Genomic DNA, 14382 nt, shown 5'->3' on the forward strand with positions numbered 1-14382 from the left:
TGACCTTCGACGTGACCGACGGCACGGCGACGACGCCGAGCAGCGTCAGCTGGGCGATCACCGGCACGAACGATGTTGCCACCATCGGTGGCAACGCTTCGGCTGCGCTGACTGAATTGAACGCCACGCAATCGACCGGCGGGACTCTCACGATTGCCGATGTCGATGATGGCGAGGCAGTGCTGGTGCCGCAGGTCGATGCGCCCGGCAACCACGGCTACGGTCTGTTCAACGTCGATGCCGATGGCGTGTGGACCTATACGATGAACTCGGCGCACAACGAGTTCGTCGGCGGGCAGCAGTACACCGACAGCATCACGGTGACTTCGCTCGACGGTTCGGCCACCCAGACGATCACCGTCACCATCGATGGCACCAACGATCCGGCGGTCATCACCGGCGTGTCGACCGGCGCCGCTGTGGAAGCCGGCGGGGTCGGCAACGGGACGGCCGGCAGCAATGCCAGCGGCGATCTCAACTCGACCGACGTCGATGGCACCGACGACGCCTGGACCGCCGTGTCCTCGACGGCCACCGCCAGCGACAAGGGCAGCTACACGATCGATGGCTCGGGCAACTGGGTCTATGCGGTGAACAACGCCAATGCCACGGTCCAGGGCCTGAACGTCGGCCAGTCGACCACCGACAGCTTCTCGGTGACCACGGCGGACGGCACGGCCCAGACGGTTACCGTGACGATCAACGGCGCCAATGACGCCGCCACGATCGGCGGGACCGCCACGGGCTCGGTGACGGAGAATTCTCCGACCACCACGGCGACCGGCACGCTGACCGCCGCCGATGTCGACAACACGGCCAACCTGTTCCAGGCCGCCGCGGCCGGTTCGGCCACGGCCAACGGCTATGGCACCTTCGCCCTGACCACGGGCGGCGCCTGGACCTACACGCTGAACAACGCCAACGCTTCGGTGAACGGCCTGAACGCAGGCGGGACGCTGACTGACAGCTTCGTCGCCAAGTCGGCCGACGGCACCCAGCAGACCGTGAGCGTGACGATCAACGGCGCGAATGACGCGGCGGTGATCACCGGGGCGACCACCGGCACTGCGGTCGAAGCGGGCGGGGTCGCCAACGGGACGGCCGGCAGCAACGCCACCGGCAACCTGAACTCGACCGACGTCGACAACACCGCCGATGCCTGGACCGTCGTGTCCTCGGCGACGGCCACGGTCAGCGGCAAGGGCACTTACACCATCGATGCCTCGGGCAACTGGGTCTATGCGGTGAACAATGCCGATGCCACGGTCCAGGGCCTGAACAGCGGCCAGACCACGACCGACACGTTCAGCGTGACCACGGTCGACGGCACCAGCCAGACGGTGACGGTCACGATCAACGGCGCGAACGATGCGGCGACGATCGGCGGGACGTCTTCGGGCGCGATCACCGAAGACGCGGTGCCCAACACGCTGAGCGGTACGCTGACGGCGACCGACGTCGACAACACGGCCAACCTGTTCCAGGCTGCGGCGTCCGGTTCGGCGACGACCAATGGCTATGGCACCTTCGCCGTGACCACCGGCGGCGTGTGGACCTACACGCTGAACAACGCCAACGCGACGGTGAATGCGCTGAACACCGGGAGCACGCTGACCGACACCTTCAACGTGCTGTCTGCCGATGGCACCAGCAAGGCGGTGACCGTGACGATCAACGGCGCGACCGACGACAACACCACGCCGACCGACATCACGTTCACGCTGGATACCACCTCGGCGAATGCAGTTGCGAGTACGGGCAACAACACCGGTACGGGCGACATTTTCGGAACCTTGGGCACCGTCGATACCGGCAGCACGAGCTGGACCTATTCGATCGTGTCGATCAACGGGAACGCCTCGGCCACTAACCTTGCTCTCAGCGACGGCACCAACACCGGCGCCGCGGTCTCGGGCGCCACGGCGCAACTGGTCGTTGGCGCGGGCGGGATGACCAATGGCACCAATTACGACGTCATCATCAGGACGACCGATGCCGGAGGCAATTCGTTCAACGAAACCTTCCGGGTGAACTATGGCGGGACCGGGAATGATACCTTCACTGGTTCCTCGAACTCCGACCTCTTCTTCGGCTCCAATGGCAACGACGTTCTCCCGGGTATCGGAGGCAGCGACTACTTTATGGGCGGTGCGGGAACCGACAATCTCAACGGCGGCATTGGCAATGACGTCCTGTGGGGCGGCGGCAACAGCGACACCTTCACGTTCTCGTCGTTTGGTGCGGCAAATGCCGACCTGGTCATGGACTTCGATGCCAGCGGCGGCGGGAACCAGGACACGATCGCGCTGAGCCGCACTGGATTCGGCTCGTTCGCGTTGGGTGCCGTCGGCAATCCGCTGAATGCTAACAACTTTGTCACCAACGCCGGAACGCCGGTTGCGGGCGACAGCAACGACTACATCCTGTACAATTCGTCGACCGGACAGCTGTACTACGATGCCGATGGCAACGGCACTGGCTCAACCGCCCAGTTGATCGCCACGCTGACGGTCACCGCCGGCACGGTGGATGCCTCGGACTTCCTGATCATCGCCTGATCGAGGTTGACTGGAAAATGGAAAGGCCGGCGGGAAACCGCCGGCCTTTCTGCTTGCGCGGACAGCACTGCTTGGCTGCGGCGCCAGACGGACCGGGTTGCGTTCCCGGTGGGGGGAGGGCGGCGCGGTCGGCCGCCACGGACCAGTTCTTGAGGCTCGGGGCCATGCGTTCGCGGCCGAGCGGGGCCAGCCGAACCTGGCCGGATCGCCGCCCGGTCAATCCGATCGGTCCGTGCCTGACAGTCCCGTCTGGCCCTGCGCCTTGTCCTCGCTCAGCCTTCCGCTGCGGCCAGCACCTCGGCAAAATAGGCGATGGTCTTTTCCAGGCCCTGGCGCAGGGGCACGCGGGCTTCCCAGTCGAGCAGGGCCTTGGCCTTGGCGATGTCGGGCTGGCGCTGGCGGGGGTCGTCGGTGGGCAGGGGGCGGAATTCCAGCTTTCCGGCGCTGCCGGTCAGCTCCAGCACCTGCTGCGCCAGTTCCAGCATGGTGAATTCGCCCGGATTGCCCAGGTTGATCGGTCCGGTGACCGAGTCGGGCGTGGCCATCATCGCCATCATGCCCGCCACCAGATCATCGACATAGCAGAACGAGCGGGTCTGGGTGCCGTCGCCGTAGATCGTGATGTTTTCCCCGCGCAACGCCTGGACGATGAAGTTGGAGACCACCCGTCCGTCGTTGGGATGCATATGCGGGCCATAGGTGTTGAAGATGCGGATCACCTTGATCGCCAGCTTGTGCTGGCGGTGATAGTCGAAGAACAGGGTCTCGGCGCAGCGTTTGCCTTCATCGTAGCACGAGCGCGGGCCGATCGGGTTCACGTTGCCCCAGTATTCCTCGAACTGGGGGTGCACCGAAGGATCGCCATAGACCTCGCTGGTCGAGGCCTGGAGGATCGGCACCCGCAGCCGCTTGGCCAGGCCCAGCATATTCACCGCGCCGATCACGCTGGTCTTGGTCGTCTGGACCGGGTCGAACTGGTAGTGCACCGGCGAGGCCGGGCAGGCGAGATTGTAGATCTCGTCGACCTCCACATAGAGCGGGAAGGTGATGTCGTGGCGCATCAGCTCGAAGTTGGGGTTGCCGATCAGCCCGGCGATGTTGGCGCGGGTGCCGGTGAAGAAATTGTCGACGCACAGCACCGAATGGCCCTGTTCGAGCAGGCGGGCGCACAGGTGCGAGCCGATGAACCCTGCCCCTCCGGTCACCAGAACGCGCTTCTGCATGGCATAGCGGGGCGGACGCTGCGGGGTCATTGCGGGGTAGTCTCCAATTGGGCGAAAAGAGTGTCGATGCGGCCGGCGGCTTCGGCCGCGGGCGGGAAAAGCAGGACTTCGAGGGCGTCGGCCAGCCGCTCGGCATCGCCCATCCACGCCCGCTCGCGCGAGGCCCGGGCCATGGCACGCCAGGCAGCCTCGTCGGCGGACATCTGGCGCATGGCCTCGGCGATCGCCTCCGGGGAATGGGAGTCTACCACGAACCCGTTCACCAGGTTGCGAACCAGCAGGTCGCGCGCGCCGACCTCGTTCGAGACGATCACCGGCAGGCCCAGCGCGAGGGCTTCGTTGACCACCAGCCCCCACTGTTCCTCGCGGCTCACCAGCACCAGCGCCAGCGCGCCGGCAAGGGCGCGCGATACGGCCTCGGCGGGGAGGAACCCCGGGAAATCGACCATGCCGGCGATGCCGAGGTCAGCCACGCGGGCGCGCAGGCCGTGCTCCAGCGGACCCGAGCCGATCAGCCGCAGTGGCCGGGCGGCGGCGCCGGCCAGGGCAACGTAGCGGGCATGGCCCTCGACCAGGGTGGCCAGGTTCTTCTTGTCGACGAAGCGGCCGATGAAAACGAAGGGCCGCCGGGAAAAGGCTGCCTCTGGGGTCGCGTCGGGCAGGCCGTCGGCCAGGCCCGCCTGGGCGCGGATACGATCGACCCCCACGCAATCGTAACCCGGCAGGCGGGGCCGCCGGGCAAAGCCCAGGAAGCGGAGATAGTCGAGCGTGCGGCGGCCGCTACCGATCGCGGCGCCGTAGCAGCCCAGCAGGGCGGCCTTGAGCAGTTCGAAGGGCGCCGACCGGGGCTTGTCGTCAAACTTGGAGTCGCTGAACAGGATCAGTCGGCGGCCCAGCAAGCGCAAGGTCCAGCCCAGCAGGATCGCATCGATCAGCCCGTAGCTCAGTCCCATGCAGACGACATCGCAGCGCCATGTCGCGCGGAGCATGGCGGCGAAGCGCCGCCACCAGGGAATGGCGTCGAACGATTGCCCCGCGAACAGGGTGACCTTTTCGGCCCCGGCAATGGCGCCGCTCGGCTCCCAGGCATAGTCGGCGGAAGTGGTCGCCACCTCGATGGCCAGCACTTGCGCGCGCGGCGCCAGGCGCCGGCCCACAGCTTCGCAGCGGTCGACGTGGTATGCGGCGAACTGCGCCCAGATCAGAGCGACCTTCAGTGGTTTTCGTCTGCTCACTCTGGCTCCGGGCTAGTGCGCTGCGCTTCTGTTACCCGCCCCGTTCCGTCCGGCCAAGTGCGATGGACGGGCAATGTCCGGTGGGTTTGCGCCCATGGCGGGCGCGGCATGGCGGCGGAAAGCGGGATGGGCGCCCTCCGCCGCCGGACAAGCCCGGTCAGACCCGCTCGACCACGCGCCACTTCGAGCCGGTGAACTCGAAGCAGGCCACGGTGTAGTCGGTGGGCAGGACCTCATCGATGCCCGTGCGGAAGTTGCTGCCGTTGACCTTGGTCGACAGGCCGGGGTTCACGCTGTTGCGGGTGTAATTGGCCACGAACATCCGGGTGCCGGGGTTCACCTTCACCGTCGGCAGGTTGACGTTCTTCGCGCCGGTGGCGGTGCCGGAACAGGTGAAGGCAATGACCGGGCGATTGTTGGGCAGGGTGCCCCCGTTGCCCGCCTCCACGTCCCAGAAGCTGTCGGGGGTGTAGCAGCCGCTTTCGATGAACGACCAGCCCTTGACCGTGATGCCCCAGTCATAGGCGGCGGCGGCAACCTTGATCGGCGAGGCGCCGCCGTCGTTGGCCCCCAGGGCCACCACCACGTTCGGACCGATCGAGCCATAGGTGTAGACGGCCGATTGGTGCCAGAAGTTGTTGGCCACGGCATAGGCGCTGCGCTTGAGATCGAGCCGCACGGTCACGTTGCGGATATTCATCGCCCCGTTGCCGCCGCCGATGAGGCTCACCCCGCCCGGCAGGCCCGCCCGGTCGCAGGTCGAAATGATATCGAGGTCGACCATTTCCGCGCCGTTGACAAACACGTCGGAGCTGCCGATCGCCACCGGGGTGTCGATGGCCAGGATGCGGCCCGTGATCCACGATCCCACGTCGAAGCGGGCGGCCCGTTCCAGCACGATATCGAGATGGCCCAGCGGCAGGGGGCTGCCGGCCGGGGCATTGGGCACGTAATAGGTCAGCGGCGGGCCGGAGGCGACCCCGCCCTGGAGCGAATTGCCATGGGTGATGTCGCGGAACACGGCCTTGAGATAGCCGCCGGTGCGCCCGGTCCACCCCTCGATCCCGATATAGGCGTTGTAGAGCAGGCAGCGGTCCACCCGCAGGGTCTGGCCGTTGGGGTTGAGGCACGATCCGCCCGTCTCGCCGATCTCCACCCCCGGCCCCACAGTGATGATGCGATCGGCCGCCGAGGTCAGGGTGCCCTGCGCGCCGTAGACCAGTTCGGAGGTGAAGCCGATGATCCGGGTGCGGCCGGCCAGGGTGATGTGGCCGCAGAAGCGGTCGTTGCTCTGCCACACCGCCTTGTCGCAAATTTCGAAGGTCAGTCCGTCGGCCAGGCGCAACCCGCCGTCGAAGGTCATGTCCTCCAGGATCAGGCTGCCAACCGAAGGATCGCCGGGGTCGCTGGTCTGGCCTTCCATGAACAGGAACCCGCCGCGCCAGTCTACCCCGGCGATGGTCTGCTTGTCGGTCTTGTCATAGGCCGTGCCGTCCACCTTGCGGCGCAGCAGGGTGGAGCCTTGCGGGTGGGTCGATTTCCAGCGGGTGGAGGAATTGGCGACGAAGGTCAGGCCGGAAAGGCTGGTGTGGATATCCGCCGTGGCGAGGTTGGTGCGCGGGGTCCGGCGAATGGCGTAATAGCGCGCATCGAAGGACAGGCCGGCGGCGCCGATCGCGTGCTTGTAGTCCTCGGCCGCCTGGATCGCGGCGCGGTCGTCCACCGAGGCGTTGGTGATCGGCACGCTCTGGCCATTGGCCCCGGCGCAGGCCACCGGGATCAGGCCATTATCGTCCGGCAGCAGGCGGAACATCCGCCCCGCCGCATCGGCCTTGCAGAACCGGGGATGGGCGGCGGCCAGGGCGCCAGTAGCCACGGCATCGGCCACGTAGACCCCCCGGCCGAATCCGGTCGCGGCATAGCCGCTGGTGATCACCGCTGACCAGGCGGCGTCAACGGACCGGGTCGGCAGGTCGGCGAAGCGGCCGATGGGAACCGGGTTGGCCGCGCTTGCGGCGGCGGTGCGGGCAGCCGTGGCCATGGCCCGCGCGATGATGTCGAGAGCCATGGCTTATTGCCCCATCCGGTAGGTCAGCGATCCGCTGGTCAGGGTGACGTCGAGGTAAAGCGTCGCGGCAGCTTCGCTCTCGTCCCAGACCGGCTCGCAGACATTGGCGGTGAACACGGCCCACGGCGCTCCGCCGGCGGTGAGCCCGGTCTTCGTCGCCCCGCCGTCCACCGAGCGGACGACCTTGACGCTGCCCGTCCAGGTGCCGGACAGCGCCAGCATGACCGCGCGGCCCGCGCGCGGCGCGAACGGACCGACGATGCCCGTGGCCGAGAGCGTGCCGGCCAGCGCGGCGGCGGCCATGAAGGGGGTGTCCTGGAAGGGCAGGGGATTGGTCGCGCTGACCGGCTCGGCATCGCCATTGGCATTGGCGAAGGCGACCGCCATCTGCGGCACGTAGCCTGCCGGGGTTTTCAAGGGGGTGATGGGCATGGTGATCCTTTCGCAGACTCGAGTCGCGCAAGGACTAACCTATATGGTTCCCTGTAGGAAAGTTATGGAACCGGATTGTTGAATTGGCGCCGTTGGCTGACCGCGCTTCAGCTATCCAGCCAGCGGCTGAGCGTGGCGAGCCGGCGCGATTGCCCGCGCACCTCGCTGCGCGACAGCTCGCGCAGGGTGCGTGCCAGCCGCGTCGTCGCCCAGGCCGCGAAGCCGCCCTCCCCGCGCAGGTCGCGCGCCACCGGCGCGCCGGCGCGATCGGCGCGGCGAGCCAGGATCCGCAGGACGAACGCGCGCAGCCCCCCGGCCCGCAAGGTGGCGATCACGCCGGCGCTCTGGCGGGTGTCGAGCTCCTGCAACAGCAGGTCGGCGGCGATGCCGGGCGGCGCCGGGCAATCGGGCAGGGGGGGCGGCAGGGCCAGGTGGGGGGCGTGGTCGCGCACCATGTCCAGCACCAGCGCCGCGCCCTTCAGCCAGCCGCCTTTGCGCGCATCGCGGGCGAAGCGGTCCCAGTCGATCGGGGTCCGGGCCAGCAGGAACGCGATGTCGGCCAGCAGCAGCGGCCCGCAATCGAGCCGATGGTCGTAGACCGCATGGATAATCAGGTGCGCCAGGGTGTCCTGGGGATCGAGATAGGCGATCGGGCCGATCCGGATGGTCTGGTCGCGGAGCTCGTCCTGGTCGGCCAGCGGGGCGCCGTGGTCCATCCGTCCGGGGATTTCCCAGAGCCGGTGATGCAGTTCGACCAGGACCCCGCGCGGCGAAACCAGCGGGGGCAGGTGCTTGTCGAGCCGGAGCGACTGGTCGAGCGATAGCTGCGCGTCATCGGCCGCCTGGTAGCCCTGTTCGCGCAGCAACCCGTAGGCGGCGATGATCTGGTCGGCCGGCAGCCACAGGTCGATGTCGCGCAGCGGTCGCAGGGCCGGGTGCGGATAGGCGTGCCAGGCCAGCCAGGCGCCCTTGAGGGCCACCGGGGCCAGGCCGGCGCGGTCGAGCAGGGCATGGGTCGCGGCCAGTTCGCCCGAAACCTGCAAGGCCCACAGCGCCGATTCCCGGAAGGCCTCGCGCCAGCCGGCGCGGATGTCCCGGGGAATGGCGGGGTTGTCCTGCTGGCGATGATGCAGCAGCGGCTGGAGCCGGTGGACCTGCGCCATCCGGTCGATCTCGCGCCAGTCGTCGCCGGACAGGTCCGGCCATGCCGGAGCGGGCCTTGCGCCGGGTTCGGCCAGCAGGCCGATCAGCACCAGGCGCCGCCGCGTCGCGTGGCTCCCGCCGGTCGCCCCGCGCGCCACGGGTCAGTTCTGCTTGGGAACCGAGAAGCTGCCGCTGACCCTGCCGCTCGTCCCGGTTGCGCCGATGCCGCCGTTCACGCTGGCCACCCCGGTCGCCAGGTCCATCACCAGGCGCTGGCCGTTCAGGGTGTCGGAGCCGCGGCGCAGGCTGACCGAGCCGACCATGGTGATCACCCGCCGGTTGAAGTCATAGATCGCCACGTCGCCCCGGGCGGTCTCGTTGCCCCGGGACACGACTACCCCGCCGCTGGCGTCGATCCGCTGGATCCTGATCCCGTTGTCATTGGTATAGGCCACCGTGGAGCGCGCCGCGTGGAGCGCAAGGTCGCCCTGGCTGACATCGACGTTGCCGGTCAGGACCACGCGCTTCTGCTTGTCCTGCAACTCGATCCGGTCCGCCTCGTAGTTGACCGGGGCATTGCTGTTGAACCCGGCAATCCCCTGGGCCGAAGCGACCATCGCATCCGACCAGCCCGCGCCCAGCACGAGCGCGAGCGCGATGGTTTTTCGCCGGGGGAATCCGCGACCGGAGCCGGCGGCCAGAAGCAATTGGGAAAGGCGCAACATGATCCGCCTTCTAGGAGAGAGCCGGGGCTTCGGGAAGCCCCAATCCGGGGCCGGCAAGGGCGGCGCCGGCCCCCCGGGCCATTGTGGTGCGATGCAGGTGCGATGCAGGCGCGGTGCGGGGCGCCGGGCGAATTTGCCGCCGCCCGCCGGTCGGGGGCCCCGGCCGGATATTTACCAACAGGTATTTGCCAATAAGAACCGGCGGAAGGGTTATCCGGATTGTCTCATGGGAATAGCTTTCGGCGAGGTCATGCAAACGTATCAGACGTTGCGCGCAAAGCGGCAGTCAACTAGGCGGCGAGGTGGCCTGGACCGGTAATTTCGCCGTGAACCGACGGTGTTCATTCGCCGCGGCGCGCATCGAGGGAATGACCTTGCCACTATTCCAGTACGCGCGTGGAGGCGCACCCAGGGTATGAAGCGCACGAATTGCATGGTCTGCAGCTCCGACAGGCTCTATGAATTCATTGATTGCGGCGATCAGCCAAACGGCAACAATTTCCTTTTTCCCGAAGACGTTGGCCAGGAGGTCACATTTTCGCTGGCGATGATGGTCTGCCAGGATTGCTGGGAAGTGCAGATCTCGGAATTCCCGCCCCAGGAACTCCTGTTCACCAACCATCCCTATCTCACCGGGGTCAACGAACCGGTCGTGCGCCACTTCCGCCAACTGGCGCCCCACGTGATCGCCAAGCTGGGCCTCCAGGAAAACGACCTCGTGATCGACGTCGGGTGCAACGATGGCACCTTGCTCAAGGCCTTCGCCGCCAACGGAATGCGCGTGCTCGGCGTCGATCCCTCGGAGCGGCCGGGCAAGGTCGCCCGCGCCCAGGGGGTTACCGTGTTCCAGCAGTTCTGGAACCACGAAACCGGCAAGTCCCTTCGCCAGCTTGGCATCCGACCCGAAGTGATCACCGCCACGGCGGTGTTCTACCACGTCCCGGACCTGCACGATTTCGTCGCCGGCCTGAACGAGGTGATGGGGCCGAATTCGTTCTTCGTGGTCCAGGGGGTCAACCTGCTCGACCTGATCGAGCGGGCCGAGTTTGATCATTTCTATCACGAGCACAGCTGCATCCACGCCCTGGCCCCGCTCACCCGGCTGTTCGGCCAGCATGGCCTGCGGATCCAGGATGTCGAATTCTCGCCGATCCACGGCGGATCGTTCATCCTCTACGTCTGCCGCGAGGAGAATCCGCTGCCGACCACCCCCGCGGTTGCCGAGGCGATTGCGGCGGAACAGCACGCCGGGCTCAACCGGCTGGAAACCTACCAGGCCTTCGCCGCGCGGATCGAGCACAACATGGCCACGCTCAAGCGCCTGCTCGAACAGCTCAAGGCGGATGGCAAGACGGTCTATGCCCTGGGCGCCCCGGTCAAGGGCAGCACCGTGCTCAACTATGCCGGGATCGGCCCCGACCTCGTCGAGAAGGTCACCGAGGTGAACGAACTGAAGGTCGGCCGGGTCACGCCGGGCACCCACATCCCCGTGGTCGCCGAAGCCAGCGTGACCGAGGCGCCTGACTATTACCTGGTGCTGGCCTGGAACTTCATCGATTTCCTGGTCGAGAAGTTCGACGACTATCTGACTGCCGGCGGGCGCTTCATCGTCTCCGTTCCCGAAGTGCGGATCGTCGGTCCGAAGGGCGAGTTCGAGCGGGCATGAAGAACGTCATCGTCACCGGCGCCAGCGGGTTCATCGGCAAGACCCTGGTCGCCGAGATCCGCAAGCGCTTCCCCGCCGCCAACGTGGTCGCCGTCAGCAGCGCGATGGTCGACATCGCCGACGAGGCGGCCCTGTTCGCCTGGCTTGACCAGCAGCGCGCGGCCTATGATTGCGACCACATCATCCACCTCGCCGCGCTCTACAAGGCGGGGGACTGGCCGGTTCACCACCCGGCGACCCAGTTCAACGTCAATCTCAAGCTCAACGTCAACATCCTCGAAGGGTGGATCCGCTACTTCCCCAAGGCGAAGTTCACCTCGATCCTGTCCTACTGTATGTACCCCTCGCTGCCCCACGCTCACCCGGAGAGCGAGCTGTGGGGGCACGAGCCGGAGGACTACCTCTTCGCCTATGCGATGGCCAAGAAGGCGCTGCTGATCGGCCAGCGGGCCTATGCCCAGGAATTCGGCGGCCGCTGCACCAGCGTGGTCCTGCCCACGGTCTATGGGCATGGGGACAGTTTCGCCGAAAATTCCCACGTGGTGGGCGCCCTGATCGGCAAGTTCGTGCGCGCGGTGCGCGATGGCGCGCCCACGGTCGAGGTCTGGGGCGATGGACAGCAGGAGCGCGAATTCCTGTTCGTCGACGATGCCGCCGACGGGATCATCGCGGCCGCGCTGAATTCCGACGTCAACGTGCTGAACCTGGGCATGGGCGAGGCCTGGTCGATCGGCCAGATCGCCCAGTGGATCAAGGAAGCCTCCGGTTTCCAGGGCAAGATCGTCTACAACAATGACAAGTTCGTTGGTGTGAAGACCCGCAAGCTCGATGTCTCGCGGATCAAGGCGGAGCTCGGCTGGTCGGCCCGGACCCCGCTGAAGGATGGCCTGAAACAGACGGTTGACTGGTACGCGGCCAGCCTGGACCAGGCATAGGGGATCGGCGGGAATGTCCGGCAAGCTTTCCGGCAAACGGCTCCTGCTCGTCGAGGAGGTGCTCAAGGACCCGATCGGTCACTGGTACGAATACATCAAGGCCGTCACCGAGCTGAACCGGAGCGAGGGCGCCGAGGTGATGACCGTCGCCCATGCCCGGATCGATCCGGCCATCGCGACGGAAATCGCGGCCATTCCGGCCTTCCCCCGCAGCAGTTGGGATGGGGACTATTATCACCCGCGCAAGTGGCGGCGCTATCTGGGCGCACTCTGGCACAACTGGCTGGTCTACCGGACGATGGCGCGGATCGTCGATGCCCACGGGCCGTTCGATTGCCTGTTCGCGCCCACCGTGGGCATCCACCAGATCTGGGGCTGGCGCCTGCTGTTCGCCCGCAAGCGCGCCAGGATCGGGCGCATCGTCCTGCTGTTCCGGATGAACGCCGGAACCTATCAGCCGGGCAGCATGGTGCCGGCCTTCCCCCGGATCGCGGTGGTTCTCAAGGCCGGGATGCGGAGCTTTGCGGGGGCCATCGCCAAAGGGCAGGCCACCCTGGCGACCGACAGCACGCGCCTTGCCCGCGAGTACGAGCTGTTGTGCGGCATCGCGCCCGAAGTCTATCCCAGCCCACGCATCGCGCCCTTCCCGAACGAGGAGCGCCCGGCCAAGGGGCCGGATGAGAACCTGGTGTTCAGTTGCCTGGGGCCGGCGCGCTTCGAAAAGGGCATCGACCTGCTCCAGGGCGCGATCAAGGCCTGCCTGGCCAAAGGCCTGAAGCGCCCGGTCCGGTTCGTGATCCAGTGGAACCATCCGATTGCGGATGCCGCCGGCGCGCCCTACCTGCCCGACCCGGCCCTGGTCGCCGACCCACGGGTGGACTTCATCACCGAGGCGCTCGACACCGCCGCCTACGACGCCGCCATCGCCGCGACCGACTGCATGGTGCTGCCCTACCGGCGCAATGCCTACTACGCGCGCATTTCGGGCGTGGCGGTGGAAGCGGCAACGGCCGGAATCCCGATGCTCTACACCACCGACACCTGGATGGCCGACCTGGTCGAACAGGTGGGCGCCGGGATCGGCGCCGAGGATGGCGACATGGCTGCCCTGGCCAGCGCCATCACCGCCATGGTCGAGAACTATGACGCCTATCATGCCAAGGCGATGGATCGCAGGAGCGCCGCTCAGGACGCGCATTCCGGAGGGGCCTTCCTCGACAAGCTGTGGGGGCAGGGGTGAACCGCAAGGCCCGTCCCGGTGGCCTCGTCGCGCCGCCCTGGCCGGTCGGCGTGTCGGCTCGCCGGGCCGCACGCGAAGGTGAGTGCCGGGCATGAATAGCATTTCCGTGGTCATCCCGAACTATAACCGCGCCGATCTCATCGGGGAGACGCTCGAGACCCTGCTGCGCCAGACGCGGGCGCCGGACGAGCTGATCGTGGTCGACGATGGTTCGACCGACGATTCGGTGGCCGAGATCAGCCGGTTCGGTGACCGGGTCCGCCTCATCCGGCAGGAAAATGCCGGTCCGGCGAAAGCGCGCAACCGCGGCCTTGCCGAGGCAACCGGCGAATTCATCCAGTTCTTCGACAGCGACGACCTGTGCTCGCTCAACAAGCTGGAGGTCCAGTCCGCTGCCCTGCGCCGGACAGGGGCCGACTTTGCCTACGGGCCGTGGGTGCAGGCGCGGCTGGAACAGGGCCACGCGCGCCACCCCGAACCCGCGCTGCAGCAGAGCGCCCTGCCGCCGGGCCGGCCGGCGCTGTCGTGGTTCCTGCGCGGCTGGGTGATAGTCTTCCAGTGCTGCCTGTTCCGGCGCAGCCTGCTTGACCGGGTCGGCGGATATCGCACCGACCTGATGCCCAGCGAGGATTCCGAATTGCTGTTCCGGATGCTCCTGGCCGGCGCCCGTCCGGTCCACACCCCGGAGTCGCTGGTGCTCTACCGGCTCCACGATGGCTCCCAGATCAGCCGCGGCGGCATGGCCGAGCAGCGGCGGGCAGCGGACTGGCTCAAGTATTGCACGATCGTGTCCGAGGCGATCGCCGGTGCTCCCGGCATCGTTCCGCGATCGGATGCCGAGCAGTGGCGTTGGCGTCTGTGGGACGCGCGCCAGCAATATGACGTGGCGTTCGGCGCGTCCGCAGGCGCGCCGGGCGGGAATGCGCTGCACGATCTGCCGTTCCGGCTGAAGCGGCTGGCGAAGCGGTGGCGGGCCGGGTTGGGCCGCCGGACCAACGGCTCCAGCTTTCCCCGCCCCTATGGCCCGGGGCCGCTGACCGCCATGCAGCAAGACCTGATCCGGGCCATCGGCTATGAGCCGATCCTCGATCGGACGGCGCGTGGCTAGGCCTCGACCCGCCCGGCCGCCGGCGGCAACCTGGAGACCCGCGTGCTTT

11 protein-coding genes are annotated in these 14382 nt (G+C 67.4%); 5 read left to right on the forward strand and 6 right to left on the reverse strand.

The window, feature by feature from the left end; translation table 11 throughout:
• Positions 1–2558: beta strand repeat-containing protein (locus ACFOD9_RS13090; RefSeq protein ID WP_379510572.1), on the forward strand; the 2558-nt coding region annotated here is incomplete at its 5' end.
• A gap of 272 nt (positions 2559–2830) precedes the next feature.
• Here the strand turns inward: ACFOD9_RS13090 and ACFOD9_RS13095 are convergent.
• From ACFOD9_RS13095 to ACFOD9_RS13120, 6 genes are all read right to left on the reverse strand, one after another.
• Positions 2831–3811: a UDP-glucuronic acid decarboxylase family protein gene (locus tag ACFOD9_RS13095; RefSeq protein ID WP_379510573.1), complete on the reverse strand. Its 981-nt coding sequence runs from the start codon at positions 3809–3811 to the stop codon at positions 2831–2833.
• Positions 3808–5016, reverse strand: a complete 1209-nt coding sequence (locus tag ACFOD9_RS13100) for a glycosyltransferase (protein WP_379510574.1) — start codon at positions 5014–5016, stop codon at positions 3808–3810. The genes ACFOD9_RS13095 and ACFOD9_RS13100 overlap by 4 nt, the downstream gene beginning before the upstream one ends.
• 157 nt (positions 5017–5173) lie before the next feature.
• On the reverse strand, positions 5174–7084 hold the full coding sequence (locus ACFOD9_RS13105; protein WP_379510575.1) for a hypothetical protein: 1911 nt from the start codon (positions 7082–7084) through the stop codon (positions 5174–5176).
• Positions 7085–7087: 3 nt separating this feature from the next.
• Positions 7088–7516, reverse strand: a complete 429-nt coding sequence (locus tag ACFOD9_RS13110) for a hypothetical protein (RefSeq protein ID WP_379510576.1) — start codon at positions 7514–7516, stop codon at positions 7088–7090.
• A 107-nt stretch (positions 7517–7623) separates the two neighbouring features.
• Entirely contained in the window at positions 7624–8817 is a 1194-nt protein-coding gene (locus ACFOD9_RS13115; RefSeq protein WP_379510577.1) for a nucleotidyltransferase domain-containing protein, read from the reverse strand.
• A 3-nt stretch (positions 8818–8820) separates the two neighbouring features.
• Positions 8821–9384, reverse strand: coding sequence for an LptA/OstA family protein (locus tag ACFOD9_RS13120; protein WP_379510578.1), 564 nt, complete (start codon positions 9382–9384; stop codon positions 8821–8823).
• Positions 9385–9799: 415 nt separating this feature from the next.
• On the opposite strand from ACFOD9_RS13120, the gene ACFOD9_RS13125 reads away from it, so the two are divergent.
• The 4 genes from ACFOD9_RS13125 (at position 9800) to ACFOD9_RS13140 (ending at position 14333) form a co-directional block, all read left to right on the forward strand.
• A complete protein-coding gene (locus tag ACFOD9_RS13125) occupies positions 9800–11050 on the forward strand; it encodes a methyltransferase domain-containing protein (RefSeq protein WP_379510579.1) in 1251 nt (416 codons plus the stop codon).
• Positions 11047–11985 carry an NAD-dependent epimerase/dehydratase family protein gene (locus ACFOD9_RS13130; protein WP_379510580.1) on the forward strand — a complete coding sequence of 313 codons (939 nt, stop codon included), beginning with the start codon at positions 11047–11049 and terminating at the stop codon, positions 11983–11985. Before ACFOD9_RS13125 ends, ACFOD9_RS13130 begins: the two co-directional genes overlap by 4 nt.
• 13 nt (positions 11986–11998) lie before the next feature.
• Complete coding sequence (locus ACFOD9_RS13135) at positions 11999–13225, forward strand: glycosyltransferase (protein WP_379510581.1); 1227 nt, start codon at positions 11999–12001, stop codon at positions 13223–13225.
• Between the two features lie 91 nt (positions 13226–13316).
• A complete protein-coding gene (locus ACFOD9_RS13140; protein WP_379510582.1) occupies positions 13317–14333 on the forward strand; it encodes a glycosyltransferase family 2 protein in 1017 nt (338 codons plus the stop codon).
• The last annotated feature ends 49 nt before the right edge of the window (positions 14334–14382 follow it).

The sequence above is a fragment of the Novosphingobium bradum genome, assembly GCF_042646485.1.
GTDB lineage: Bacteria > Pseudomonadota > Alphaproteobacteria > Sphingomonadales > Sphingomonadaceae > Novosphingobium > Novosphingobium bradum.